This window comes from Halomonas sp. HAL1, from assembly GCF_030544485.1.
Taxonomy (GTDB): Bacteria; Pseudomonadota; Gammaproteobacteria; order Pseudomonadales; family Halomonadaceae; genus Vreelandella; species Vreelandella arctica.
On the sequence record NZ_CP130611.1, the window covers coordinates 86,276 to 109,031 of the forward strand.

At 56.5% G+C, this 22,756-nt stretch carries 30 protein-coding genes; 26 read left to right on the plus strand and 4 right to left on the minus strand.

The features are described from left to right. Positions 1–239: 239 nt before the first annotated feature. The 23 genes from Q3Y66_RS20310 (at position 240) to Q3Y66_RS20420 (ending at position 16,356) form a co-directional block, all read left to right on the plus strand. Positions 240–461, plus strand: a complete 222-nt coding sequence (locus Q3Y66_RS20310; RefSeq protein ID WP_008958358.1) for a hypothetical protein — start codon at positions 240–242, stop codon at positions 459–461. Beyond that, positions 445–768 carry a hypothetical protein gene (locus Q3Y66_RS20315; protein WP_008958357.1) on the plus strand — a complete coding sequence of 108 codons (324 nt, stop codon included), beginning with the start codon at positions 445–447 and terminating at the stop codon, positions 766–768. Before Q3Y66_RS20310 ends, Q3Y66_RS20315 begins: the two co-directional genes overlap by 17 nt. A 5-nt stretch (positions 769–773) precedes the next feature. Continuing rightward, a complete protein-coding gene (locus Q3Y66_RS20320) occupies positions 774–1,256 on the plus strand; it encodes a PH domain-containing protein (protein ID WP_008958356.1) in 483 nt (160 codons plus the stop codon). Positions 1,257–1,263: 7 nt separating this feature from the next. Then, a complete protein-coding gene (locus Q3Y66_RS20325) occupies positions 1,264–1,632 on the plus strand; it encodes a hypothetical protein (RefSeq protein ID WP_008958355.1) in 369 nt (122 codons plus the stop codon). Positions 1,633–1,707: 75 nt separating this feature from the next. After that, positions 1,708–1,848: a hypothetical protein gene (locus tag Q3Y66_RS20330; protein ID WP_008958354.1), complete on the plus strand. Its 141-nt coding sequence runs from the start codon at positions 1,708–1,710 to the stop codon at positions 1,846–1,848. 84 nt (positions 1,849–1,932) lie between these two features. Then, positions 1,933–2,151: a hypothetical protein gene (locus Q3Y66_RS20335; protein WP_008958353.1), complete on the plus strand. Its 219-nt coding sequence runs from the start codon at positions 1,933–1,935 to the stop codon at positions 2,149–2,151. A 173-nt stretch (positions 2,152–2,324) separates the two neighbouring features. Next, positions 2,325–2,633, plus strand: a complete 309-nt coding sequence (locus Q3Y66_RS20340; RefSeq protein ID WP_139041564.1) for a hypothetical protein — start codon at positions 2,325–2,327, stop codon at positions 2,631–2,633. After that, positions 2,630–3,238, plus strand: coding sequence for a thioredoxin domain-containing protein (locus Q3Y66_RS20345; protein WP_008958351.1), 609 nt, complete (start codon positions 2,630–2,632; stop codon positions 3,236–3,238). The genes Q3Y66_RS20340 and Q3Y66_RS20345 overlap by 4 nt, the downstream gene beginning before the upstream one ends. Next, entirely contained in the window at positions 3,238–3,882 is a 645-nt protein-coding gene (locus Q3Y66_RS20350) for an OmpA family protein (protein WP_008958350.1), read from the plus strand. The genes Q3Y66_RS20345 and Q3Y66_RS20350 overlap by 1 nt, the downstream gene beginning before the upstream one ends. Continuing rightward, positions 3,879–4,664: a hypothetical protein gene (locus Q3Y66_RS20355; protein WP_008958349.1), complete on the plus strand. Its 786-nt coding sequence runs from the start codon at positions 3,879–3,881 to the stop codon at positions 4,662–4,664. The genes Q3Y66_RS20350 and Q3Y66_RS20355 overlap by 4 nt, the downstream gene beginning before the upstream one ends. 10 nt (positions 4,665–4,674) lie before the next feature. Beyond that, a complete protein-coding gene (locus Q3Y66_RS20360; RefSeq protein WP_008958348.1) occupies positions 4,675–5,088 on the plus strand; it encodes a lytic transglycosylase domain-containing protein in 414 nt (137 codons plus the stop codon). Continuing rightward, positions 5,085–5,447, plus strand: coding sequence for a TrbC/VirB2 family protein (locus Q3Y66_RS20365; RefSeq protein ID WP_008958347.1), 363 nt, complete (start codon positions 5,085–5,087; stop codon positions 5,445–5,447). Before Q3Y66_RS20360 ends, Q3Y66_RS20365 begins: the two co-directional genes overlap by 4 nt. Positions 5,448–5,464: 17 nt before the next feature. Further along, positions 5,465–5,758, plus strand: coding sequence for a type IV conjugative transfer system protein TraL (traL, locus tag Q3Y66_RS20370; protein ID WP_008958346.1), 294 nt, complete (start codon positions 5,465–5,467; stop codon positions 5,756–5,758). Further along, positions 5,758–6,315 carry a TraE/TraK family type IV conjugative transfer system protein gene (locus Q3Y66_RS20375; protein ID WP_008958345.1) on the plus strand — a complete coding sequence of 186 codons (558 nt, stop codon included), beginning with the start codon at positions 5,758–5,760 and terminating at the stop codon, positions 6,313–6,315. The genes traL and Q3Y66_RS20375 overlap by 1 nt, the downstream gene beginning before the upstream one ends. Continuing rightward, positions 6,312–7,004, plus strand: a complete 693-nt coding sequence (locus Q3Y66_RS20380) for a type-F conjugative transfer system secretin TraK (RefSeq protein WP_008958344.1) — start codon at positions 6,312–6,314, stop codon at positions 7,002–7,004. The genes Q3Y66_RS20375 and Q3Y66_RS20380 overlap by 4 nt, the downstream gene beginning before the upstream one ends. Continuing rightward, the gene (locus Q3Y66_RS20385) at positions 6,997–8,484 is read left to right on the plus strand and encodes a TrbI/VirB10 family protein (protein ID WP_008958343.1); all 1,488 of its coding nucleotides are present in this window, start codon (positions 6,997–6,999) and stop codon (positions 8,482–8,484) included. Before Q3Y66_RS20380 ends, Q3Y66_RS20385 begins: the two co-directional genes overlap by 8 nt. Positions 8,485–8,488: 4 nt before the next feature. Beyond that, positions 8,489–8,986, plus strand: coding sequence for a TraV family lipoprotein (locus tag Q3Y66_RS20390; RefSeq protein WP_008958342.1), 498 nt, complete (start codon positions 8,489–8,491; stop codon positions 8,984–8,986). 1 nt (position 8,987) lies between these two features. Next, positions 8,988–11,600, plus strand: a complete 2,613-nt coding sequence (locus Q3Y66_RS20395) for a TraC family protein (protein WP_008958341.1) — start codon at positions 8,988–8,990, stop codon at positions 11,598–11,600. A 9-nt stretch (positions 11,601–11,609) separates the two neighbouring features. Further along, positions 11,610–12,392 carry a M48 family metallopeptidase gene (locus Q3Y66_RS20400; protein WP_008958340.1) on the plus strand — a complete coding sequence of 261 codons (783 nt, stop codon included), beginning with the start codon at positions 11,610–11,612 and terminating at the stop codon, positions 12,390–12,392. Then, complete coding sequence (locus Q3Y66_RS20405) at positions 12,389–14,995, plus strand: hypothetical protein (RefSeq protein ID WP_008958339.1); 2,607 nt, start codon at positions 12,389–12,391, stop codon at positions 14,993–14,995. The genes Q3Y66_RS20400 and Q3Y66_RS20405 overlap by 4 nt, the downstream gene beginning before the upstream one ends. A gap of 96 nt (positions 14,996–15,091) precedes the next feature. Beyond that, positions 15,092–15,511, plus strand: coding sequence for a hypothetical protein (locus tag Q3Y66_RS20410; RefSeq protein WP_008958338.1), 420 nt, complete (start codon positions 15,092–15,094; stop codon positions 15,509–15,511). Next, the gene (locus Q3Y66_RS20415) at positions 15,508–16,026 is read left to right on the plus strand and encodes an RES family NAD+ phosphorylase (RefSeq protein WP_008958337.1); all 519 of its coding nucleotides are present in this window, start codon (positions 15,508–15,510) and stop codon (positions 16,024–16,026) included. Before Q3Y66_RS20410 ends, Q3Y66_RS20415 begins: the two co-directional genes overlap by 4 nt. Before the next feature lie 75 nt (positions 16,027–16,101). After that, entirely contained in the window at positions 16,102–16,356 is a 255-nt protein-coding gene (locus tag Q3Y66_RS20420; RefSeq protein WP_008958336.1) for a hypothetical protein, read from the plus strand. A gap of 37 nt (positions 16,357–16,393) precedes the next feature. Here the strand turns inward: Q3Y66_RS20420 and Q3Y66_RS20425 are convergent, their stop codons facing one another. The 3 genes from Q3Y66_RS20425 to cadR all read right to left on the minus strand — a co-directional run bounded on the left by Q3Y66_RS20425 (position 16,394) and on the right by cadR (position 18,211). Further along, positions 16,394–16,732: a hypothetical protein gene (locus Q3Y66_RS20425; protein WP_008958335.1), complete on the minus strand. Its 339-nt coding sequence runs from the start codon at positions 16,730–16,732 to the stop codon at positions 16,394–16,396. Between the two features lie 350 nt (positions 16,733–17,082). Next, positions 17,083–17,313, minus strand: a complete 231-nt coding sequence (locus Q3Y66_RS20430) for a hypothetical protein (protein WP_008958333.1) — start codon at positions 17,311–17,313, stop codon at positions 17,083–17,085. Positions 17,314–17,803: 490 nt separating this feature from the next. Further along, entirely contained in the window at positions 17,804–18,211 is a 408-nt protein-coding gene (cadR, locus tag Q3Y66_RS20435) for a Cd(II)/Pb(II)-responsive transcriptional regulator (RefSeq protein ID WP_004364961.1), read from the minus strand. A 95-nt stretch (positions 18,212–18,306) separates the two neighbouring features. On the opposite strand from cadR, the gene Q3Y66_RS20440 reads away from it, so the two are divergent. Genes Q3Y66_RS20440 through lnt form a run of 3 tightly spaced genes read left to right on the plus strand, consistent with a single transcriptional unit; the run spans position 18,307 to position 21,241 of the window. After that, positions 18,307–19,203: a cation transporter gene (locus tag Q3Y66_RS20440; protein WP_004574643.1), complete on the plus strand. Its 897-nt coding sequence runs from the start codon at positions 18,307–18,309 to the stop codon at positions 19,201–19,203. Between the two features lie 3 nt (positions 19,204–19,206). After that, the gene (gene lspA / locus Q3Y66_RS20445) at positions 19,207–19,704 is read left to right on the plus strand and encodes a signal peptidase II (protein WP_008958331.1); all 498 of its coding nucleotides are present in this window, start codon (positions 19,207–19,209) and stop codon (positions 19,702–19,704) included. A 4-nt stretch (positions 19,705–19,708) separates the two neighbouring features. Continuing rightward, on the plus strand, positions 19,709–21,241 hold the full coding sequence (gene lnt, locus Q3Y66_RS20450; protein WP_008958330.1) for an apolipoprotein N-acyltransferase: 1,533 nt from the start codon (positions 19,709–19,711) through the stop codon (positions 21,239–21,241). Positions 21,242–21,685: 444 nt separating this feature from the next. On the opposite strand, the gene arsB is transcribed toward lnt, so the two are convergent. Beyond that, positions 21,686–22,753 (minus strand): ACR3 family arsenite efflux transporter, encoded by a 1,068-nt coding sequence (gene arsB, locus Q3Y66_RS20455; protein WP_008958329.1) that lies wholly within the window; start codon positions 22,751–22,753, stop codon positions 21,686–21,688. Positions 22,754–22,756 lie beyond the last annotated feature (3 nt).

Below are 22,756 nucleotides of genomic sequence, written 5' to 3' on the forward strand. Positions count from 1 at the left end.
AGAATTGCTGCCAAATATATAAATTATACTATACGACAATTTCTACTTCAAACCCTGCGAAGCAATTTCAGACCCAGTATCCTCTGCGCAATCCCGATCCACCGCAAGCGCAGCGCTCCTACATTGTAGCGCAAGGTCGTAGAGGCAAATTTATGGCAATAAGGGCTGGCGCGGCATCAGAATACAACGTTTAAGAAACTAAATTAAAAATGTCGTCTAGTATAGTTAAGGCTGTTAATATGAATTCAGATACCCTAATCAAGAACGCGCAAGACGAGCTTTCCCTGCTCTCACGACTGGTCGTAGATCGGGCGACTATGCGCGAAGGCAATGGAAAACTGACGCTGTTAATTGATGAGGAGGGGGCGCGGTTACTGACGATGGAGCGGGTGCGCCAAGAAATTGAGTGCGCCGTAAAGAAAGCGTATGGGCTGGAGGTTGCCTATGAGCGGGCTTCGTAATTCCCGCCAGGCCCGACAGCTAGTTAGGCGTCTTGAGCGTGACTGTGATCTAAAGTGGCCAGGCGGCGCTGACAACGCGGCTTTGCTTCATGACCGCTCTGCGAGTCGCTGGGAACTCCATACGCTTGAAGGCCCTTCGTTACCTGTCATCTCTGGCCCTACCCCCCTTACCCACCTGCTGCGTGATGGATTCGTCCTGATCCGCTGGCCGGATGACAGCATCGAGCTTTTCCACGTTGAATCGGCAGAATCACAACTGAGCCACCGGCTGCAAGAAAACGCGGAGGTGGCCGCAGCCGGGAGTTAAAACCCATGACAAGCAAGACCACCTTTCGAGTCAGTCACCGCGCCCTGTTGGGCCATTGGTTGCTCGTACCCTTGGGGGCAGCGCTGCACTTTGCGCCTCATGCCCCCTTCACCCTCGCTGGTGCCAATGCTCCAGACGCCCTGACGAACATCCTTTCCTGGGCAGGGATGGGGTTAGCCGCTTGGGGATTGCTGAACGTCGCCTATCAGCGTCTTGCCCACGAGTACGCGATAGGCCCCGATCGCGTTATAGAGCGGCACGGCATCATCGCTAGGCGTGTTACACCCCTGTTTATTGACCACATTCGTTCTACCGAAGTGAACCAGACGATTATGGGGCGCTTACTGGGATACGGGACCGTGGAAATGTCGGCGGCAGGCACTGGTACCAGCGAAGCTCGCTTCGATCGTGTGGCCAACCCGATGGAAGTCATGGCTTCAATCGACAATCACCTTAAAAGCCGCATGGCAGGCTCTGGAGAGGAGTAGCAAGCTTATGGACTCACAAGTTTCCGCCCTAGCTGATGTGTTGATTCCAGGGCAAGCTATTGTGTCTACCGATTGCCATCAGTCGCAGGAGCTGCTGCCCCACCGGCAGTTGCTCACGCAGGTATTCCTGAAGGCGATTGACGACCTGAAGAGTAGCAACCTCAAGCACCAGTTTTCAGCAGCAGAGTTTCTTACTGGCCCTGTTGCTGAAGAGTATGTAGGCCACCTCGGGCTGCCTGAGTGGACACCCAAGCTGGCGCTATTGATCCATGCTCAATGTGAGCTTCGTACTTGCCTTGAGATACCTGAGCAGCTGGAGACAACCCTTAGCCAGTATGCACCGCCCGGAGAAGGTGAGCGCCGCACCTCTTTGTGATTTTCCCTGGGCCTCAATAGCTCCCTCCATCACCTTGAAGCCGCAGCGAGTTGTCTGGCTCCTGGCGGGCGACTTGTGGCTATCCTCCCCGGCAGCATGCGCGGCAAGGATTTACTGCCAGGCCGGGAGATGGAATGGACTGCTAGCTATCAGGGCGAGTTCGCCGGGACTGGCGTTAACGTGACCATCCTGGTGGCCGATAAGCCCGACCAGTAAGAAGTAAGCTGGCGCGGTCCATGCGATCGCGCCAGCTTTAGTGTTTGAGTTAGCATCCCGAAAACACATCCTAACGGAAAGGCAATGGATCAAGTACGCGACGAGGCTTACCGCCTGTCACATGAGCTTCACCTAAAGCAGGGCCGCTATCAGCCCTCTCCCTATCGTCCTTGGTCCTCTGAGGATATGGCGTGGCTCGCTGGCGCTGATGATGCCTCGGGGGACTACCCGGCAGCCGTTGATGGGCAAAGCAGCCCTTCGTCTTCACCTCACACGAAAGAAACCCAGCTCACTCTGTTCTGATCTCGCCCCAATAGTCGTTTTCATCTCCCCCTAAGCCTTGGCCTGCGCCAGCAAAGCAACTCGCGCAAAAAAAATTCTCATCTCCTCCGGTTAAGTGTCAGTGGCTGCCCTATCTACCTGCGAGGCCCACCAAGGGCACCTATGAGAGAGCACCGCTGGGAGGCGGAATGGAGATGATGGCGATGCGAGGCAGCACGCTTATTGGCGTAGCTATATTAGTTTGGGTCGCATGGATTGTTCTGGCGACCGATTCATCAGAACGTATTGAGCGTACCTGTCAGCCGGTTCTGTGGTTCGGCAATGTGGCAACCTCTCTCACGCAGCTGACCTTTCCTAAGCAGCAGGAGACGGTTCACGAGACGTTTGAATCAGCCGACTACGCTTGTCGCTTTACCGTGTGGCGCTTGCTGCACGAGGACGCCTGGATCGAAACCCACAAAGGGAACGAATCTAGCGATGAGTCCGGGGAGCGCGAGCAATGATCTCCCCCACCCGCTTGCTAAACCCTATCCGTAAAATTCTCGGTGTCACCGTGACCACCTTGGGGCTCGCTGCTGGCGCGTATGCCGCAAATGATCAACCTGTGGCGCTGGTTGAGTTTGCCAGCTTCGATTGCCCGCACTGCCAGGCCATGGAGCAACACCACCCTTCCATTCAGGCAGCCGTCGAAGCGGCAGGCCTGGAGTACCGCTACGCCCCCCTGCCTTCCCATACCGGCCTTGAGCGAGCATGGAGAGAGCGCGCTTTCTACGCATCACGCTCCATTCCTGGGGTCGCCAATGAGGTACGTAAGGCTTTTCTCGCTGCTGGCGAAACAGGCGTCCCCCTCAAGGACTATGACGATGTGCTGGCGCATCTCCAGCTGTATGTGCCCCAAGTTCGATGGAACGAGTTTGCGGACGATCATATAAGCGATCCCAGCTCTGTCGAAGCGATTGAGCGAGCAGCGAGGCTTGCCGGTCGGGCGGGTCTTCGCGAGTACCCCGCCTTTGTCGCTGTGTCTCTCTCTGACGTGAAGCTATTAAGCCTGTCGGGAGACGTTTCCGAGAAGGCAGAGGCCGTAATTAAGTACCTGGAGAACCTTTAATGACCCCGCGAAACCCTGTCCTTGCTGTCGCGCTGACAGCCGTTCTTGCTGGCTGCGCAGTTCACCCCCCGGCGCAAGAGCACGCACGTACCACGACGCTTCCTGATTCGTACAACACGATGACGAGCCGCTTTGTGGTGATCCCGGCCTATGAGCTTCAAGGGGTCAACGCGACCCGTACCACCAACTGGTACTACGGGGCTGGCCAGGGGCTTGGTCGATACGCTCACGGCGGCACCGCCTACGACGAGGCGTATTGGCAGCAGCGCTATGCCTCGATGCCGGATGACTACAAGGACGCCATGAATTCTGTGCCTCTGGCGCGATTCCACTTCGAGTTCGACTCCACAAAGCTGACGCCTGCCTCGCAGCGTGAAATGTCTTCCTTCTTGGAAGGGGAAGACTTGGCTGGGCGAATTCTCGTTGTTGGTTACACCGACCATCTCGGCACCGAGTCCTACAACATTCCTCTCTCGCAACGCCGCGCTGACGCGATCGCAGGACAGCTCGATGTGGCTTGGCCAAATGCCCGGTTCCTGACGGAAGGGCATGGCATCTATCCCAAGCTGGTTGACGACACGACTGATGAGGCGCGGGCGGCAAACCGTCGCGCCGAGATTTTTTACCTGGAGGCAGATCAATGAACGTCTTTATCGCCCACGCCCAGATTCTACGAAAAGAGGCGCCAAAGGAGCGCGGTCGTTCTGGCCTGATGGTGCTCAAGGTTGGCAAGAGCAAGCGAAGTACAGAAGCCCTGATTCAATCTGTGAATCAGATCATTGTTCGCATCCCGAGCCATCTGTCCGATCGCGCCGCCAAGCTGGAAGTTGATTCCTACATCGAGATATTCGGCCATGTGGGTGGCATCGTGCGTCGTGCCCACCACACAGGCGAGCAGCACCTGAGCGCTGAACTGGTGGCCAACAACATCCAGCCGGCCGCCCCGATGATTGAGGGCAACATCGAGAAACACCTCTTCAATCGCTTCATTGCGATTGGCTTGCTTAGGGGTGTGAAAACCCCCGAGAGGGAGGGGCCACCCTCCACAGCTTACCTTCAGATTGGTCCTGACCGGCCTGACTTGGGCCGCTCGTTTCAGCATACCGGCGTGGTGGGCATGGCCGCTTTCGGGCGCGTTGTAGATCGTCTGGTCGAGTACGAAGCCGGCACCGCCCTTCATGTCGAGGGACGAGTTACAGGGCTGTTGCGGAAGATTCCCAAGCCAGGGGCAGACGGTGGCTTTGAAGAGAGCCTTGAGGTCGGTCTGGTAATGGATCGCGTCAGTCCAACTGCGATGGTCGCTGAGCGGATGATGACGCCGTTTGATGTGGCCAAGCCTGAAGCTAAGAGCGCCCCAGAAGAAGCTAGCGAAGATGCTGGCGCTGGGGATCAGGAAATCGCGGACGTAGCTGAAGAAAAACGCTAGGAGGTGGTCAGTGTTTGCCCTACCTGATTGTGCCCCTGAAATCGCTGATTACTACCAAGTACCCATCGAGATTGTCGCTGCTGTACGCCTTCAGGAAAGCGGCAGCCGTGGGCAATTAGTAGGTCGCATAGGGCCGAACGAGAACGGCACTTACGACCTGGGCGCTATGCAAGTCAATACATGGTGGCTCGACCAGGAAACCAACCGGAGTTATCTCCAGCAATGGGGAATAACCGAGCGTGAGTTGCTGGAAAACGAGTGTACGAACATCGCTGTAGGGACGTGGATTCTCTACGACAACATCACGCGCTACGGCGAGTGGGAGGCGGCATTGGCCGCTTATAACGCTGGTTCACCGGATAGTCCGGTAGGCCAACAATACGCAAACGAAGTCCTCGCGACATTAGGAGATCAGTACCAATGACTACTTCCGTAGACACTCAGGCCACGACCAAGAAAGGCAAGTTCGCCCAGTTGCGCGAAGGCCTCATCATGAACAAGCAGCGTGCCGCCGAACGCTCGCTGCTCGTGGCCACCACCTTTTTCCTGGCCATGCCGGCGTGGGCGCAGGACGAATTTGAAGACTTTGCAGACAAGGTTGAAGACCTGGCGCACGGCCCCTTCGGTATTGGCATTTCCATTCTGGCGCTGATCATCGGCTGCCTAGTGGGCCTTGGCCGTCAATCCGCTGCCCCGGCGTTCTTGGGCCTTGGGATCGCCGGCGCTTTTGCGGTCGGTCCCTTCATGATCAAGGAAATTTTCAGCTGGTTCTCAGGCGTCTGAAAAAGGAGTAGCGGGTCATGTCCAACGAATCCTATCGGATACCGCAGGATGTTGATGCACCTATCCCCATCTTTGCCTGGGAGATGACCGAGGTGGTTGTCGCCATCATGGTAATCGGCGTAGGCATCATCATGCGGTTTTTCATCCCAGGTCTATTTGCGGGGATCTTTCTCATGATGATGGCCAAGAAGATGCGTGCCGGCCAGAAGCGGGGACAAGTGCAGCATGTCTTGTGGCGGATGGGGCTGAAGCTTGACCCGCTGCTTGGCAAATACGCACCTAGACCAATGCGCTTGGAGTACATTCGCTGATGAAATACCTCAATGCATTGCGAAATCAGTGGATCGCTGCCAGGGGCTGGATGTTCACCTCCCTGCTCCTGGCTGGGTTGCTGATCTATCTCTTACAGAGCTATGTCCAGCTCAGCTCGAACATGCCTACCCGGCTGGTTCCCTACAATCTGCACCTCATGGATGGGCCAGTCGAGGTCGGCGCGAGTGCTGACACTACCGATGCGAGTTACCTCACCGAGATAGCGATCGCGGATGCTCAGTTGCACAGCACCTGGACCCCTCGGAACGTGCAGGAACAATACGCTCGGTTCCAAAACCGGATGACGCCGGCCCTTCATGCCAAAGTCGGCAACGATCTTCTAGCCCGCATTCCAGACCTGGAGAATTCAGAGCGCACCCAGGCCCTGTTCGTTGAAGGGACCGAAGCCCTGGACGACACCGTGCTGGTCACTGGACGCTTGCGTGCTTGGCATGGCACCGAACAGATCGAAGACGAATCGATTACGTACCGTGTCCGCTATTCCTTCAGCGGTGGCGTTCCGTATGTCGCTGGTTTCTCTTTGGAGGACGAATGAATAAGCCCAAGATGCGGGGGTTGGTCATGGTGGCGGCGCTTGCCGTCGCCCCTTTTACCAGCGCCAGCGATGATGTCCAGAAGGTGGCTGTGTCCACCGATGCTTACAACCGGCTGGTATTCCCTGAGCCGTACTCCACCGTTGTTATCCCCCCCGAGGCCGAGTTGCGAGACAACCCGGTGCCGACTGATGGCAAGCGTGGTCTCCTAATCCGGCCCGCAGATGAGGCCGAGCCCTTCTCTATCTTCGTTCAGCTCCGAAGCGGCGAGGCCTTCACGGTGAAGCTGGAGCCGGAAACCGGAATCGATGCGCAGGTATTCCGGTATAAAAACGCCCCGGACATTTCCGAGCAGCCCGAAAGGGAGAGTCGCCCCAAGGATCGCTGGATTGCTGACACTATCCTGTCCGCTTTCCAAGAGGCTCGCCCCAGCGGTTTTGAGCAGGCTGGCGCCCCGCCGAGTGCCCGACTGGAAATGCCCAATGGAGGCACGCTCAAGCTCACAGCGGATACCCAGTACCGTGGTTCTGGCCATGTCGTGAATATCTACCGGCTGTCCTCTGATACCGCCATTGAGGTAGAGCCTCGCGACTTCTACCGCGATGGCGTCGTTGCTGTTTCCTTGGAAGGGGACACGGTAAGCGAGCACCAACAGCCCCGAATGATTGTCGTGGAGGTTGACCGTGGCTGAAGACGAGAACAAGCAGCAGCCGAATGAATCTGGCCAGGATAATGGGTCTAAGATGGCCAAGGCTCGCGCCAAGTCCAAGGTTGTCTCTCAGAGCCTTTTGGAGCGTGCGCAGGGACGCAAGTGGCTCCTATATGGAGGTGGGGCCTGCCTAGTCATCTGGCTTGTGGCCAGCAACGCTATCAGTGCCCGCGACAGCAGCAATGACCAGGCGCCGCCTCCCCCGGAATTTATGGACACCACGCCGGATACTCGGCATGGCGAGGAAGTCACCATTTCTCGACTGCAGCAACAATTGCGGGAGGCCCACGAGGAATTGGATGAACAGCGCGAGAGCCAAGAACAGCGGGATGCAAGACTTCAAGCGCAGCTTGAAGAAATGCAGGCTGGCATGGAATCGGAGCGTGAGGATACACGGTCGACCATGGCAGAGTTGCGTTCGCGCCTGGCCGATATTTCGAGTGGTGAAGATACCTCTAGTGAACTCCGCATTGGAACATCTTCAAACAGCAGTAACGACGCCAATCGCTCCCCGTCAGACTATCTTCGTCCGCCGCGAGATGATGATGCAGGTGTAGTGCCCCCGCCCCCGGTAGTTCGTCGGGATGAGGGTTCTGGCCGTTCCAGTCTGCCCCCGAGGCAGCAAGCATCGAATCAGGGCGGCGTCATCCCTTCACAGTTTCCCCAGCTCCAGAAAGATGAAGGACCGGCAGACCCGATCGTGCTTGATGGCTCAAGCGGTGAATCTAGTGCTCGGATCTTGCGTAATGAAGAGGTCCAGCAGGACGACGACGAAGAGGATCTTGGCCCACCAAAAGCAGGATTCCTGCCGATGGGGTCGTTCTCTGAAGTGGCGATGCTGACCGGCGCCGATTTCGGTGCTGCCGAGCGTACCCGTAACAACCCTCAGCCGGTGCTCTTCCGTATTCAGAACGATGCTTTCCTGCCTGGTAGTGCGCGGTACCGCCTCTCCGACTGCTTTGGCATGGGCGGTGGCTACGGTGACCTATCGAGCGAGCGAGCACATATCAACGTCTCTCGTATTTCCTGTGTCGATACACGAACAGGGATGATGCTCGAGTCACCCATCAATGGCTACATCGTGGATTCAGATGGCCGACTAGGGCTACGCGGCAAGGTTGAGCGTCGAGCTGGCGCCCTACTCGGTAAGGCCATGCTAGCTGGATTTGCTGAAGGCGCCAGCCGCATTGCGGGAACAGCGGCCCAAGGTGCTGAATCGGCAGTCACAGGCAGTGGTGTGGTCACCACGGTCGACCCAGATAGTGTCGCGGAGGTTGGCATGTACGGCGGTGCTGGCAGCGCCATGGAAATCCTAGCAGAGCGTTATATCGAAGAGGCTGAATCCATGTTCCCGGTGATCGAGGTTCCGTCAGGGCGCCGCGGTACTGTTGTAATCCAGGAAGGCCAGAAGCTCGAGTGGGAAGCCTACGAGCTGGCCGACAAGATGCCGAGCGAGGGCTAATACGATGAGTTTTAAGTTGATGATCCCCCTGGCCGCCCTGCTGTTCCTTGGTGGCTGTGCCACGGTCCAGCATGATTGCGAGCTGGGAAGCGAGTGTGTCGACACTGGCGATGTTTATGAAGCCGCGGTGGCAAATAATGGCTCTTCTGAATCGGTGATGGAAGGCCACAAGGATGCCTCGGAAGCGGAGGAAGAAAAGATCGAGCAATGGCGCCCCTATAACGGGGGTGGCCTAACCGATAAGCCTGTCTATCAGCCGGGTAAACCCGTGCGTATCTGGGTTGCACCATGGCGCGGCGATGACGGCATTCTGCGATCAGGCGAGTACCTGTATGTGACCCTGCCCGATGAGTGGCGGTATGGCCAGCTGCGTGAGGATGGCATTGGTGCTGGCATGATAGGCCCTGCCCCTGGCGTTCAACACATCGCACCGAGATCGCAAGGTGACAGCGTGAATCCGTATCGCATCCAGCCGTCAATGCAGATCGTCCCGGAGAATTGATATGAAAATAACCGCGATGAGTCGTATGCGGCATCAGGTGCGCCGCATGATACAGCAGGGTGCCCCTGATTATGGCGATCGCGCCCTCCCCCTCCAGGCAGCCGAGGCGCTGACTGAGCGGGATGACCCGGCGAGCTTGCTGCCCTACATCGACTATGAAGACAACTATTGTGTTCGGGATGATGGCAAACACCCGCAGTTGGGCTTCGGGGTCCAGTTTGCGCCATTGATGGTGGCTGGAAAGGACATCGAGGAGCAGATCGAGTCGCTGATCACACGAGCGCCAGCGGACACTGTTATTCAGTTCGTTGCCCATAGTTCGCCGGCCATCGAAGATCGCATCAATACCTGGCAGACACGGCGGTTGCGTTACTGCAAAGATCCCATGCTCAAAGAGCTGGTAGCGCGCCGTAGCAAGCACATGTTGGATGCCGCGGCCGGGAACAAGAGCCTGCTGCCCAATGAGCGCTTATATCCCCGGGAGGTGCATTACTTCGCCTTCTTTACCATGACCTTTGGCGGCGATCCAGAGCATGCTGAAGAGATCCGCTCATGGCGGCACATGTGCGATGAATTTCGGCAGTCGGTGATGGGGACGTTCAGTTCGATGGGCCTTGCGCCAGCCCTTATGAACGAATTGGGTACGCGACGTGTCCTGCGCCGTATCGCCAACCCGCAAATGGTGCCGGGTGAGCTTCAGCGGGTTGAGGAGGAAGGTGGCCACTTCGCTGATTCCATCTTCGATAAGCGTACACGTATTCGCGTGAAGTCCTCGGGTGCGGTCCAGTTCAGCGACAATGAGCGGGAGGTGGATCTCGTACCCCTGACCATCGACACCTACCCGGACTACCTGCGCCTCTACATGACCGGCGATATGCTTGGGGAGTTGAAGTCGGCAACCGATCGCATCGCGCCGGCCTACTGGATGTACACAACCATCTACAAGCCGAACACTGAAAAGGCACGCGATGACATCACCATGCGTATGGGCATGATCTCAAAGCAGTGCATGAGTGATTCCGAGTGGTATAAGGGGATGATGCCGCACCTCTTCACGCGGCGTAGAGATACCCAGCAGCTGCTCAACGATACTCGCTCGAACTACTGCCCGGTACGTATGTGGTCGGGGATCAACATCATCACCGAGCCTGAGCGAGCAGCCTCGGACGCGGACTATGTTTCCTCGTTGTGGCGGAAAGCAGGCTTCAGAGCCTCGCGTGAACGCTATATCTCGCTGCCTATCTGGTTGTCGTCCTTGCCATGGGGCTACAACCCTCGCATGGACAAGCCTACATCAGGCCTTCAGCGGGCACAGATGGTGTCCAGCCTAAACGGCGCTTGCGCCTCAATCTGTCAGGGCGATTGGGGTGGTAACGGGCCAGTGGTGCGCAAAGACCCACAGGGGAACCCTTACCTCTACGCAAACGGTCTGTTGCTGGTTTCTCGCCGCGGTCAAATGTCGTGCATCGACATCTTCGATTCGGCCACCTCTTACAATTTCTCGGTGATCGCGACCTCTGGTGCGGGTAAGTCATTCCTTGCCAACGAGTTCGTTACCGACATGCGTTGTCGTGATGGCGTGGTCCGTATCATTGACGTGGGCGGCTCTTATAAGGAGCTGTGTGAACTGCTGGGCGGTCAGGAACTAAGGTTCGATCCCAATTATCCGGTTTCGCTTAACCCGTTCTGGGGTATTAAGGGCAAGCAGCGTTACGAGGATGACGATGGCGGTAGCGAGATCGCCGAAATGATCCCGGTGCTGAAGGATGCTATTTCTCAGATGGCATTCCCTTTAGGTGAGCCCGATAACTACGAATATCAGCTGATCGAAAAGGCCATACTCGAGGCTCATGATGCCCAGGGTGAGGTCATGGAAACCAAGCATGTTTATCAGTGGCTCGCAGCCCGTGCAGAAAACGATCCCATAGCCAAGAACATTGCGCTGCAGCTGGAGCCGTATGCGGTGGGCCGTCACGCGGCATGGTTCAACGGTGAGCCCCAGCTGGATCTTTCCAACGAGTTCACCATCCTGGAGCTGGAAGAGCTAAACGTCGACCGTGAGCTGCGCAACGTGGTAATGACGCTGCTCATGGCGCGGACGACGCGGGACATGTATCTGCGTCCGCGCAACATCCCGAAAATGATGCTGATCGATGAGGCGTGGGATCTGCTTGCGGACCCCAAAAGCGGGAAGTTCATCGAGACTGCTTTCCGACGCATCCGTAAGTATTACGGCAGTGCTGGTTTCATCACCCAGGGCTTCAAGGATACCGATCTGTCGCCGGCCGCTCAGGCTGCCTTCGACAATGCGCCTTGGACCTTCGTACTCAAACAGTCAGGCCCCTCGCTGGACTACGCACAGAAAAACGGCAAGTTGGGCGGCGAAGATGAATTCCTTTTCGACATGCTGCGCGGTGTGAAGCCCGGTGCCGGCTATTCGGAGGTCTTCGTCAAGCACGAGAGCGGCGGTGGTCTTTTCCGCTTTGTGGTCGACCCATACTCCTATTTCCTGTACTCGACCAACCCCAAGGATCAGGCCCGCTTGATGAAGCTCACCGAGCAGGGTCACAGCACCCAGGAGGCTATTCGCATGCTGGCCGAGGGACAAGGGTAGGCCTGTTCGATGCTAGCACTTTTGTCTGCCTTGTCGGCCTGTTTCGCTGGGGGGCTTGGCTTCACTGTGATGGTGGTGTTGCCGGTTGTGGTCTTCGTTGGCTTGCCACTGGAGTTCTTGCGACCCCCTGGCGAGCTGATGACTGTCCCTTGGCTGGCCAAGGCCACCTTCCTCGCAGGTGGGGGCCTGACTGCCCTCGCCTGGCTAGGGCTTAGGCTGGCGCCAGCCAGTTACCGGATCGGCCGGCTATTCCCCGGGGCTCGTGAAATTGCAGATCATGTCTGGGTTTATGAAACCCCTGCCCTTCAGGCCTATGCAATACCGAGCCCTACGGGTGGCGTTGTAATCGTTTCCCGGGGCGCGCTCAATCTGCCTCCTGATGAGCTTGAGTGGCTGCTGGCGCACGAGAGGTCACACTTGCGCCGTGGGGATGCCTCAGCAAGCCTTTGCTGGTGGACTCAGCACAGCATATTGCGTGTGGCGCTTTGGCTGGCGCGGCTGATTTATACGGTTCTCAGACCTATTCCACTCGTTGGCCTGTTGAGCGGACTGTACTTCTCTGTGGCTAGCTTGGGGCTACATCTGGCACTAGGCCTTTTCAAAGCTATGGATCGCCACTTAGGGCGTCTCATGGAATATCGGGCCGATCGTGACGCGGCACATGCAACCTCACCAATGGCAGGCTGCCGGCTTCTCAGCAGACTTTCCGGGAGTCTCGAGCCGAGCTGGGGCCTTTTCTCGACACATCCGCCGACTTACCGGCGTATCAAGCGCCTGGAGCGTATGACATGAGCTTGATGGGTTATCGCTCGACACTGCTAAGATCCGTTATTGCTTTGACTGCCTTCTATAGTCTCGCCGCGACGACTTCGTTTTATTTTATGGGGCCGGAAACGCTGCAGGAGTGGCTAGCCGGTGCTGGCTTTTGGGTAGAGGGTGAAAGCGAGATTAACCCAGCGAATGCGGCATCTGCGGCTACTGAGGTTGTCGTGACGAGGTTGCGTGTTGTCTGGCCATGGTTGGCCGGTGGGATGGCCGCTGGTTCTACGATCGTCATGCTTATGGTGGGTGTGGGACTAATAACCCGCCGACAGAGAGCAAAGTCGCGTGGCGAATTCCGTGGCATGGATCTCTCGATCACGAACATGCCTTGTCCTGATCCGGTTAGCTTCAAGCCCATCAAAGCGCAGCTGGCGGGTAGCGTGCCGGCACACCACATGCCGCTAATTAACCAGCTGCTCGGTTACCTCCAGGCGCACCCTGATGCTTTTTGCGGTGACGGTCACAGTACGACGCTGCTCGAGCACCATCTCGGCGTGATCGATGAGGCCTTCGAGTACGAGGGTGCCGACCCCCTCCTCCCGCTAGCTGCGGCTGCCCATGACATTGGCAAGACTGTTTCGCATGCGAAACAGAACGGGGAGTGGGTCCGCCTGTCTTACCACGACAAGGAGAGCGGACGCTTGTTGGCTAAATTTCCCGCTTGGTGGGAGCTGCCAGAAGATGAGCGCTCGATCCTGCTTCTCGCTGTGAAATACGAGCATTCTCCCAACCTAATGCCAGTGACTTTCCCCGGGCTTTGTAGCAAGGGGATGCGCCGCGCAGTCACCCTCCTGCAGCAGCTAAGAGATATTGACGGTCTCGCGACACGAGGCGAGAAACGCAGGGTACTTGAGACTCTGAACGTCCAGGATCTTGCGATTGAGACTTTCTTGCGTGTGGTTCCTCAAGTGCCCTATCAGGTGAAAGGCTTGGCGAAGCGGATCAAAGCGGCTGGTTTTCGCGTTGGTGAGCGTCTTTACCTCTCAGAGCACCATATCCGGGAGACGGCCCTTTCCAAGTTGGATGATGACGTTGCCGCGGCCTTTGGTGGGGACTTCAGAGCCCGGGGCCAGGCGGGCGAGTTTACGCAGGTGTTATTGGCAGCATTGGCCGATCGTGGCTGGCTCATCACTACAATTGAAGGGGTTCCTGAGGGTAGTGAGAAGGCTAAGACCTGGGCAGTGCCAGCTGACCAAGCGTTGTGGCGGGTACGATCCGGCTTTATCGAGTTCAGGGGGATGATCGCAGTCGAGCTGCCAGTTGAGCACCAAGGCCTATACCCGCAAGAAACCGCCTATGAGGTGATGGTCCTAGGCCCCCAAGGCAAGAACACTGGTAGCGCAGGCGTTGCCCCAACAAAAGACAGTGGTAGGCGGGAAGAACGCATGACCAAGCCCAAGGGAATTCCGGCGTCAGATGTATGTGAAATCAACCTCTTTGCATCAGCGCCTACGGGACCGAAACCCGGTGGGGATACTGCACAGAAGGCAGAGCAGCAGTCCGACTCAAGCGGTGGGAATACTGCACAGGAGAGCGCAGAGGCAGCAAGCAAAGCCGCTACGCCCAGCACAAAATCAGTCACCAAGACGGAAATGGCCGGCGCATGGCTATTGGATGACCCCGTGACAACAGGTGGGGATACTGCACAGGAAGAGACCCGCCAGACCAGCCCGAGCGGTGGGAATGTTGCACAGAAGGACAAGCGCGCCCAGAAACAGCAGGCCCCAGCCAAGGCAGCTTCAGGCGAGCAGACGGATAGTGCTGGCGCCTGGCTGTTGGAAGATGCCCCTGGCGGCGGTGGGAATGTTGCACGGGATAAGCAGCATGGAAAGAATGACGCCACATTAGACAAGCCCTACGAAGGCAGTGAAGGCGATTCAGAGGGAGCCTGGCTCTTGGCGGATGGCGCTGACCTGGCCGGTGGGAACATTGCACGGGTCGCGCCCCAGGAACCAATCTCGCTCATGGCAAACGGGGGGAATGTTGCATCGATTGCGGAGCAAACCGAATCCACGGGCGAATCTGACGATGGGGGGCAAGTGGCGACACCCTCTGGCGCAGATAACCATAGTGATATTTCGGCTGAGCTGGATGACTGGAGCCCAGAAGTCGAAGACGCACCGAATGAAGCCAATATTATCCCTGGCCAGGGGGAGGCGGTGCCGGCCACAGTTGAGCATGAGCAACCAGTAACGCAGCCGACCGCCGAGGATGGCTCCTGGCTATTAAGTGAAGAGCCGAATGACTCACCTCAACCCGTAGACCCCGTTGAGGGTAAAACCCAGGGTAGTCCTCAAGCAGCTCCCGCTGATAAGGCTGAAACGGCTTCAGGCGCTGCTGAGCAGCTGGAAGCGGCCGAGTCTGGCCAGGATGATGCAGAACCGTCTTCACCGATCCAGCGGCGCCTGAAGAAGCGTGGAGGAGCCGTTGGTCGCCAAGGACGAAAGGCCTCGACCAATGAAGCGCCAGCAGATCAAGGTAAACAGGCAAGCCAGGCGAAAGCGAGCAAAGGATCTGCCAAGCCTGGCGGAGCTAAGGCGGAAGTAAACGGGGTGCCCAAGTTGTTCAGCTGACCAGGCATCACCTTGTCGGGATGGACGCAAGAGAGTTGAGGTTCTATGATGCATTTATGTAGCAATATCGCTGCATTATTGCGTGGAGGATAGGCTATGAGCGCAGAAGCAATCACCGAGCCGTCCGATTACGATGCTCCCGACACCTTCAGCCAGTTCCTGGCTGACTTGAAAGCACGAGCACGGCTAACCAAGAGCCCTATCATCAGTCCGAAGATGTTTTGCTTAGCCCTGGGCATGGATGTTCAGACGCTGGCCTCCCGGGCACATGTACACCGCGTTACCATCAATCGCGCCCAAGGGGCAGAGAAGCTGCAGGCCTATTTACGGGATGCGGTACGAGTCATGGGCGCTGCGGCTGACATAAATGGCAGTTTTCAGGATGCAGCGTTCTGGTTTCGCAACGAACCGATCAGCGCATTCGATTTCAAGACACCCGAGCAGCTAGTTAGCGAGGGGCGAGCTGAGGATCTATTGCGCTACGTACAATCGCTTCACGCAGGCGCGACCGGATGATCCTTACCGGCCTGACCGAACAATCGGCCTATCGTATCCATGTCCCTCGCTGGGCGATCGCGCCAACCAGTGGAGCCGGCGCAGCCCAACATGGTGGTCGCCTCAACCGCATCGGGGTGCCAGCCCTCTACCTCGCTCTGGAAGAGCTTACCGCCCTCGAGGAGTACCGGCAGCTCTCAACGCTCATGCCACCCGGGCTGATCGTGAGCTACACCGTAGAATTAGCCAGCGTGGTGGACTTCAGCCAAGGGTACTCAGCTGACTGGGACTCTCTCTGGCAGGAAGTGAGTTGTGACTGGCGTAGGCTCTGGTTTAATGATCACGTTGAGCCGCCAAGCTGGTTGCTCGGCGACCTGGCCATAGAGGCTGGCGCCAGCGGAATCCTGTTTCCATCGATGGCCAACCCGGGCGGTGTGAATCTGGTGGTCTACACCGACGCACTGGGCGACCAGGATCGGCTTGACGCCTATGACCCTGATGGACGGCTGCCTGTCGACCAAACCTCCTGGCTGTAACCGCGGCAACGTTTCCCGTCACACCGCCCCCTACCTCTCCTTGAGATCTGTCATACCGGGAATGAGGAGAGAGGAATGGAAAACCATGATGAGGTACTGATCGTCCGCGGCGATGCTGATCTTCGTTGCTATTGGCGAGCGATGGAAGGTCAGCCTTTTGCAGATGTTGACCCAGCGGACTTTGGGATTGAGCGGCGGAAAGCGAAGGTAACGTTCCTTTCGCGGGACTGGCCTTACGCTGCCTCAGTCAGGCTATCAATTGATGGCAAACGGCGAACCTACCCCGTAAGGCATGGGCTATACGGTCTTGTGGTTCGTCCAGATCGTTGACTTCACACCTCCCTCAGTTCTGCTGTGGGAGGTGCTTTCAATGCATCCCCTGCCAAGTGTTGTTGCAGCTAGTCGGCTGAATTTGCGCATATTGATTCGTTAATTCAAAAACTTGCAGGTATTTCCAGGTCATTAACCCGCTTTTTACAGCCACTTCCTTGGCAGCGTTTTTTGTTGGAAACCCTGGCACACCTGCCTTCTGAAGAATTGAAACGGCTTGCGAACCATTGAGGATCGCATCATTACGAGCGATTGGCTTACCATCTCTGAATATCGTTCCGGGACTTCCTATCTCGATGCCATCAACCTCAACCGAATGACGAAAGTCGAAAGTCATAAATTCTAGGGGGCTGTTTGGGTTGACCACAAACCACATAAGATACCTCCATATAAAAGCTGTCTGTACCTGACTAGCTTAGGCCTGAGCGCGGTGAGCATTATCGACGCATGTAGCCGTTAGCCTAGGGCATCTTTCCTATGATTTTGCTACTTGTTTCCAAAATCGGTATCAATCGGGTTCAGCGGGTCTCGGCCCGTCCACGTTATAGGAGGCCTATCCTTAAACTCATCATGTTTAATTTTGATGGGAGGTTTTCTGCGGAACTCCTTTCGTCCGTCTTTAACCAAAAAAAATAGAAGTAGTGACCCAGCACATAGTAAAAACAGCTCTTTCATACAACCGCCTATTCTTTAGTCAATTGACGTCTGATCCGGGGCTTTCCTCGATCATTTGGCGTGGAGCTTCATCAGCTCATTTGCTGCTACTTCGACCCGTTCCAAAGCTGCCACGCCTTCTGGCGTTAGTCCGTTGTCTTTGATGTGGGCCAGGATGGTCAAGGCACTGATTCGCTGATAACAGTTTGCCCGCTCTACCGGCTCCCCATCGTGTGCGAGGGAGGTAAGCATCTGCAATTCCAGCTCTGCGGAATTGATCAGGGTTTTCTCCAGCATGCTCATGCGGTCTTTTCCTTGATCAGTTGGTTATTTCAAGTCGGTGTCCAGTGGATTCGATTTGTCGCGCCCCGTCCATGTCAGTGGAGGCCGGTCCTTAAATTCATCAAGTTTAATTTTTTTGGGTGGCTTTTTGCTGAAAGACTTTCTGCCATCTTTAATCATTAAAAACAGAAGTAGTGATCCAATACATAGGAATAATAATTCTTTCATTATATCTCCTGAAAATTCGGCAGTTGGCTGCAGCTAGCGAATGGCCCCGATAATCCTACTTTTCCTATGATTCGCTTGTGCCCTTGGCCGCTGCATACTCTCCTGCCCGAGTTGAGCCAGCGTACAAGGCCAGAACAGCTTTGCGGGTAGTTAAGCGGGTTGGTTGTGATTAAGTGGTCGTGGCTATAACTTTCTTGGGTATACGGATTTAATGGTTGATCTTACCTTTGCATGAGAGTGAGACAGACCGGCATCTCATCGGATTATCTGGTTGATGCTTCACCTACTGCTGGTGCATGTTTCCTTCGCTAATTCCAGCAAGAACCCCACACGCCTCAACTTCCCGGTCATCGTTGCAACTCGCTCTCAGTGAAACGAGTTGTTTCTCAAGCGCTTGCAGAGCGGTTATCTGCGACCGCACATGAGAGATGTGATCATCGAGCAAGGCGTTGACGGCGGTACAAGGCTGATGAGGGTCGTCCTGATAGCTCTGTAGTTCGTGAATCTCAGCCAGTGACAGGCCCAGGATTCTGCAGCGACGGATGAAGGCCAGCCCCTCACCATGCTTCTCGGTATAGACACGGTAACCGTTGTCCTGCCGATCAGGCGGCGGCAACAAGCCCTGCTGTTCATAGAAGCGGATCGTCTGTGTTTCGACCCCTACCAACTGCGCCAACTGACCAATGCGCATCAGCCTCCTCCCCAACGGATTCTTTACTCTATTGACCTTATAGTAGCTTTATAGTTTTAAATGGTACCACAACATTGTTCAAGTGGAGTCGTATCATGAGCAAATCCTGTGGTGGCGCCTGTGGCGGTGATGCAACGTCCGCAGCGGATACCGATATACAGGCCTCCTCCGAGGCGCCAGGGAGATGGGTCAGTGTTTATGCCGTGCCGAAGATGGACTGTCCATCAGAAGAACGAATGATTCGCCTAGCCCTGAACGGCTTTGAGGAGATTCGGGCGCTGTCCTTCGACTTGTCGAACCGCCGGCTGAAGGTCGTGCATGACGGCGAGGTCGAGCCCGTCACCTCGAAACTGAAGACCTTGGGGCTAGGCGCCTCGCTTCAGGAAACCGTCGCTGCAAATCCGGAGACCATCAAGGCCGCCGAGTTTTCGGCAGCTTCTGCTAAGCAAGAATCCGGGACCCTGCGCTGGTTGCTCGGCATCAATGCACTTCTGTTCGTGGTGGAAATGACTGCCGGTCTGATCGCCCAGTCCACCGGCCTGATTGGAGAATCCCTGGACAATTTTGCCGATGCGGCGGTGTACGGGCTTGCCCTTTATGCGGTTGGACATAGCGTGAAAATGCAGGTACGTGCCGCGCATCTTGCTGGTGTACTGCAACTGATCTTGGCTGTGGGCGTGCTCGTAGAGGTGGTGAGACGCTTTGTATTCGGTAGTGAGCCTGAATCGCTGGTGATGATGGCTATCGCATTCGTCGCATTGATTGCCAATACCAGTTGTCTGCTGCTCATATCCAAACATCGGGAAGGCGGGGCGCACATGAAGGCAAGCTGGATATTCTCGGCCAACGACGTGGTGATCAACCTGGGGGTCATCACCGCCGGCGCCTTGGTCGCGTGGACCGGTTCCAATTATCCGGATCTGATTATCGGCACCATCGCGGGGGGCATTGTACTTAACGGTGCCAGACGCATTTTGGCGTTGAAGGGTTAAATAATGCTCATTATTGGCAAAAAGCTCTCGCCGTATGCCCTATTGTCCATATCGGGCCTGCTGGCAGCGTCTGATCAGGCTGTAAAGTGGCTGGTGCAGCAATCAATGGCCTATGGCGAGTATGTTTCGGTGACCCCGTTCTTTAACTGGGTGCACCTATGGAACACCGGTGCCGCATTCAGTCTTTTTGCGAATGGTGGAGGCTGGCAGCGCTACTTTTTTATCGGAATCGCGGTAGTGGTCTCGATTTTTCTGATCAAGCTGATCCTTGAAAATCGTCATAAAGGAGAAGCCATCGCTTACAGTCTTATCCTCGGTGGCGCCATGGGCAACCTGATTGACCGGGTCTTTCGCGGCTATGTTGTGGATTCCTTTGATTTCTATTGGCGAGACTGGCATTGGCCGGCCTTCAACCTGGCTGATATCGCGTTATTGGCAGGTGTCGTGGTATACGCAGTGGCGCTATGGCGTGAGCGGCCTACATTTAAGCGCACTGAGTAACGCTATGGATGTGGTCGATAAAGATAAAGAATATACGTTTTTTGCTGGGCGACGCTCACCAATAGTCGATTGCGTTGTAGCGCTCGCCGCTGGGGTACTGACTACCTTGAGTGCCGCCCCTTTTTCCCTATGGTGGCTTGGCCCAGTGAGCGTGGCACTGGTCTATTGGAGAATAGCGTCGCTAACGCCCGCCATGGCCACCCTGCGAGGGTGGTGTTATGGGGTAGGCCTGTTCGGTTCAGGCACGTCGTGGGTCTTCGTTGCTATTCACGATTTCGGTGGCACCGGGGCCTTGGTGGCGATGTTCCTCACCACGCTATTTGTTAGCGTCCTGGCGCTCTTCTTTGCAGTCCCCTTTGGGCTCTATCGACGCATCACGGGGCCACGGTTCGCCTTTCTTAGCTTTGCCGGTATGTGGGTGGTGAGCGAATGGCTACGCACCTGGTTGCTCACCGGCTTTCCCTGGTTATTGCTGGGCACCTCTCAGATAGATTCTCCACTAGCCCCATGGGCGCCCGTTGGTGGTGTGTACTTGCTGTCACTCATGACCGCGCTGACAGGTACGTTAGGGGTAGAGGTACTGCGTCGCCGCTGGATTTTCCTCGTCCCAATGGCCGCCCTGTGGATCGTTCCATTCCTATTGCCCGCCCAATGGACAACCCCGGCTGGCAAGCCCATCCAGGTGGCATTGTTGCAAGGGAATCTTGATCAGCGCATTAAGTGGACTGCCCAAGGGCAGCGCGAAGCGATCAGTATCTACACGACGATGACACGGGTGCAAGCAAGGGATATCGACCTCATCGTTTGGCCTGAGGCAGCCCTTCCCATGCTTGAGCAGGAAGCACAGCAAATACTGGAACAAGTAGCGTCCGACCTGGGGCCTGACACCGCCTTGTTGACCGGCATTTTGCAACGCGACAGTGAAGGGCGCTCTTATAACAGCGTCATAGGGCTAAATGATGTGCAAGGCGAATACCAAAAAGCGCACTTAGTGCCCTTTGGCGAGTATTTGCCATTCCAAAGCCTCCTCGCTGACACCCTTGCTTTTTTCGACTTGCCAACACCCCGGCTGACCCCTGGTTCAGACGTACAGGCTCCGTTACACGTGGCTGGAACCACCATTGGCAATGCTATCTGTTACGAGATCATTTTCGCCGACCATGTCGCCCAACAGGCGCGTAATGCCGAGCTGCTATTAACGGTTTCCAACGACACGTGGTTTGGGCGTTCCATTGGCCCACACCAACATCTTCAAATGGCGCGTCTACGTGCCCTTGAAAATGGTCGTCACCTACTTCGAGCTACCAGTAATGGCGTGACGGCCATCATCGATTCACAAGGTCACGTCACAGCCCGTGCCCCACAGTTTGAACAGGCCAGTTTAACTGGCGAGGTGACCCCGATGCAGGGCCTAACTCCTTTCACACGCACCGGTAGTGGCCCCGCTTGGATACTCGCTGCCTTACTGACGCTGCTCGGGTTAAAACTGAACTTATCTCGATCAAAAAACGACGCATTAGATGAAAAAGGAACCTAGCGATGCTCCTGGCAAATCAAGATAGGTTGGGAAGGCGGTCAGCCGCTGATTCAAGCCTTTCCGCCGCTTGGAGAAGAAGAGCACAGTATGACCGCACTCACAGAGACCATGACACGCCTTAACCAATACGGGTATCCGGATTATCTGGTTGCTATGCGAAATTGAAAGGTGGGCGACAAGCAAAACTCACAACGGATTAACTGGTTGATAGGCCCTACATAACCACACTTGAAGCCATAGCCGCTTACTTGGCCGCCGTTGATAAAGCGAAGGAGAACCGGACTACCTGGTTCATGCTCGGGAAGCTGTGGAATTGGCCAGGACAAGAGGGACTACGCTGGGTGATGGCTCGCCAGGCTACCCTGATCACGTAGCTTCTCGGCTAGGCGTTGACTTTCAGATCACGCATTGAGGCCCGTGTTACAGGAACACGGGCCGATTTTATTATTCGGGGAACCTGTCCCGTGTGTTGTTGGCGATTCTGACCAGCATGAGCATGATTGGCACCTCCACCAGCACCCCGACCACAGTGGCCAGCGCCGCGCCGGACTGCAGGCCGAACAGGGCAATGGCGGCGGCCACGGCTAGCTCGAAGAAGTTGCTGGCACCGATCATCGCTCCCGGGGCGGCGACATTGTGGGGCACTTTCCACGCCTTGGCCCAGCCGTAGGCAATGAAGAAGATCAGGAAGGTCTGGATGATCAGCGGGATGGCGATCAGCACGATGTGCAGCGGGTTGTTGAGTATGACATCGCCCTGGAAGGCGAATAACAGCACCAGGGTGATAATCAGGCCGATGGGCGTGATCGGTCCTACCTTTTTCATGAAGACGTTGTCGTACCACTCGATGCCGCGACGGGCGATCAGGGTGCGCCGGGTCAGGTAACCGGCGGCCAGCGGGATGACGATGTAGAGCACCACCGACAGCGCCACCGTGTCGTAGGGTACCTGGATGTTCGACACGCCGAGCAGCAGGATCACGATGGGGGCGAAGGCGAACAGCATGATCAGGTCGTTGACCGCCACCTGGACAAGAGTGTAAGCAGCATCGCCGCGGGTCAGGTAACTCCACACGAAGACCATAGCGGTACATGGCGCGGTCCCCAGCAGGATGGCACCGGCAAGGTACTGGCTGGCCAGCTCTTCGGGAATGAAGGGCCTGAACAGCACCATCAGGAAAAACCAGGCGATGGCGAACATGGTGAAGGGCTTGATCAGCCAGTTCACCGTGGTAGTGATGACAAGCCCCTTGGGCTGGCGGCGCACACCGAGCACAGCGGTAAAGTCGATCTGCGCCATCATCGGGAAGATCATCGCCCAGATGAGGATGGCTACTGGGATCGACACCTGGGCGACTTCGAAGCGCGAGAGGGTTTCGGGCACCGCCGGGGCGAACTGGCCCAGCAGTACGCCGGCGACGATGGCCATCGCCACCCATACCGAAAGATAACGCTCGAAACGACCCATGCCCTCGGTGGCGCTTGGGGCTTGGGATTCTTGGAGTGCGGTCATGGT

Excerpts from the sequence above, each read along its gene's own strand:
- Q3Y66_RS20310 (WP_008958358.1), top strand. The coding sequence starts at position 240 with ATGAATTCAGATACCCTAATCAAGAACGCGCAAGACGAGCTTTCCCTG.
- Q3Y66_RS20315 (WP_008958357.1), top strand. The coding sequence starts at position 445 with ATGAGCGGGCTTCGTAATTCCCGCCAGGCCCGACAGCTAGTTAGGCGT.
- Q3Y66_RS20320 (WP_008958356.1), top strand. The coding sequence starts at position 774 with ATGACAAGCAAGACCACCTTTCGAGTCAGTCACCGCGCCCTGTTGGGC.
- Q3Y66_RS20325 (WP_008958355.1), top strand. The coding sequence starts at position 1,264 with ATGGACTCACAAGTTTCCGCCCTAGCTGATGTGTTGATTCCAGGGCAA.
- Q3Y66_RS20335 (WP_008958353.1), top strand. The coding sequence starts at position 1,933 with ATGGATCAAGTACGCGACGAGGCTTACCGCCTGTCACATGAGCTTCAC.
- Q3Y66_RS20340 (WP_139041564.1), top strand. The coding sequence starts at position 2,325 with ATGATGGCGATGCGAGGCAGCACGCTTATTGGCGTAGCTATATTAGTT.
- Q3Y66_RS20345 (WP_008958351.1), top strand. The coding sequence starts at position 2,630 with ATGATCTCCCCCACCCGCTTGCTAAACCCTATCCGTAAAATTCTCGGT.
- Q3Y66_RS20350 (WP_008958350.1), top strand. The coding sequence starts at position 3,238 with ATGACCCCGCGAAACCCTGTCCTTGCTGTCGCGCTGACAGCCGTTCTT.
- Q3Y66_RS20355 (WP_008958349.1), top strand. The coding sequence starts at position 3,879 with ATGAACGTCTTTATCGCCCACGCCCAGATTCTACGAAAAGAGGCGCCA.
- Q3Y66_RS20365 (WP_008958347.1), top strand. The coding sequence starts at position 5,085 with ATGACTACTTCCGTAGACACTCAGGCCACGACCAAGAAAGGCAAGTTC.
- traL (WP_008958346.1), top strand. The coding sequence starts at position 5,465 with ATGTCCAACGAATCCTATCGGATACCGCAGGATGTTGATGCACCTATC.
- Q3Y66_RS20375 (WP_008958345.1), top strand. The coding sequence starts at position 5,758 with ATGAAATACCTCAATGCATTGCGAAATCAGTGGATCGCTGCCAGGGGC.
- Q3Y66_RS20380 (WP_008958344.1), top strand. The coding sequence starts at position 6,312 with ATGAATAAGCCCAAGATGCGGGGGTTGGTCATGGTGGCGGCGCTTGCC.
- Q3Y66_RS20390 (WP_008958342.1), top strand. The coding sequence starts at position 8,489 with ATGAGTTTTAAGTTGATGATCCCCCTGGCCGCCCTGCTGTTCCTTGGT.
- Q3Y66_RS20395 (WP_008958341.1), top strand. The coding sequence starts at position 8,988 with ATGAAAATAACCGCGATGAGTCGTATGCGGCATCAGGTGCGCCGCATG.
- Q3Y66_RS20400 (WP_008958340.1), top strand. The coding sequence starts at position 11,610 with ATGCTAGCACTTTTGTCTGCCTTGTCGGCCTGTTTCGCTGGGGGGCTT.
- Q3Y66_RS20405 (WP_008958339.1), top strand. The coding sequence starts at position 12,389 with ATGAGCTTGATGGGTTATCGCTCGACACTGCTAAGATCCGTTATTGCT.
- Q3Y66_RS20410 (WP_008958338.1), top strand. The coding sequence starts at position 15,092 with ATGAGCGCAGAAGCAATCACCGAGCCGTCCGATTACGATGCTCCCGAC.
- Q3Y66_RS20415 (WP_008958337.1), top strand. The coding sequence starts at position 15,508 with ATGATCCTTACCGGCCTGACCGAACAATCGGCCTATCGTATCCATGTC.
- Q3Y66_RS20420 (WP_008958336.1), top strand. The coding sequence starts at position 16,102 with ATGGAAAACCATGATGAGGTACTGATCGTCCGCGGCGATGCTGATCTT.
- Q3Y66_RS20425 (WP_008958335.1), bottom strand. The coding sequence starts at position 16,732 with ATGTGGTTTGTGGTCAACCCAAACAGCCCCCTAGAATTTATGACTTTC.
- Q3Y66_RS20430 (WP_008958333.1), bottom strand. The coding sequence starts at position 17,313 with ATGAGCATGCTGGAGAAAACCCTGATCAATTCCGCAGAGCTGGAATTG.
- cadR (WP_004364961.1), bottom strand. The coding sequence starts at position 18,211 with ATGCGCATTGGTCAGTTGGCGCAGTTGGTAGGGGTCGAAACACAGACG.
- Q3Y66_RS20440 (WP_004574643.1), top strand. The coding sequence starts at position 18,307 with ATGAGCAAATCCTGTGGTGGCGCCTGTGGCGGTGATGCAACGTCCGCA.
- lspA (WP_008958331.1), top strand. The coding sequence starts at position 19,207 with ATGCTCATTATTGGCAAAAAGCTCTCGCCGTATGCCCTATTGTCCATA.
- lnt (WP_008958330.1), top strand. The coding sequence starts at position 19,709 with ATGGATGTGGTCGATAAAGATAAAGAATATACGTTTTTTGCTGGGCGA.
- arsB (WP_008958329.1), bottom strand. The coding sequence starts at position 22,753 with ATGACCGCACTCCAAGAATCCCAAGCCCCAAGCGCCACCGAGGGCATG.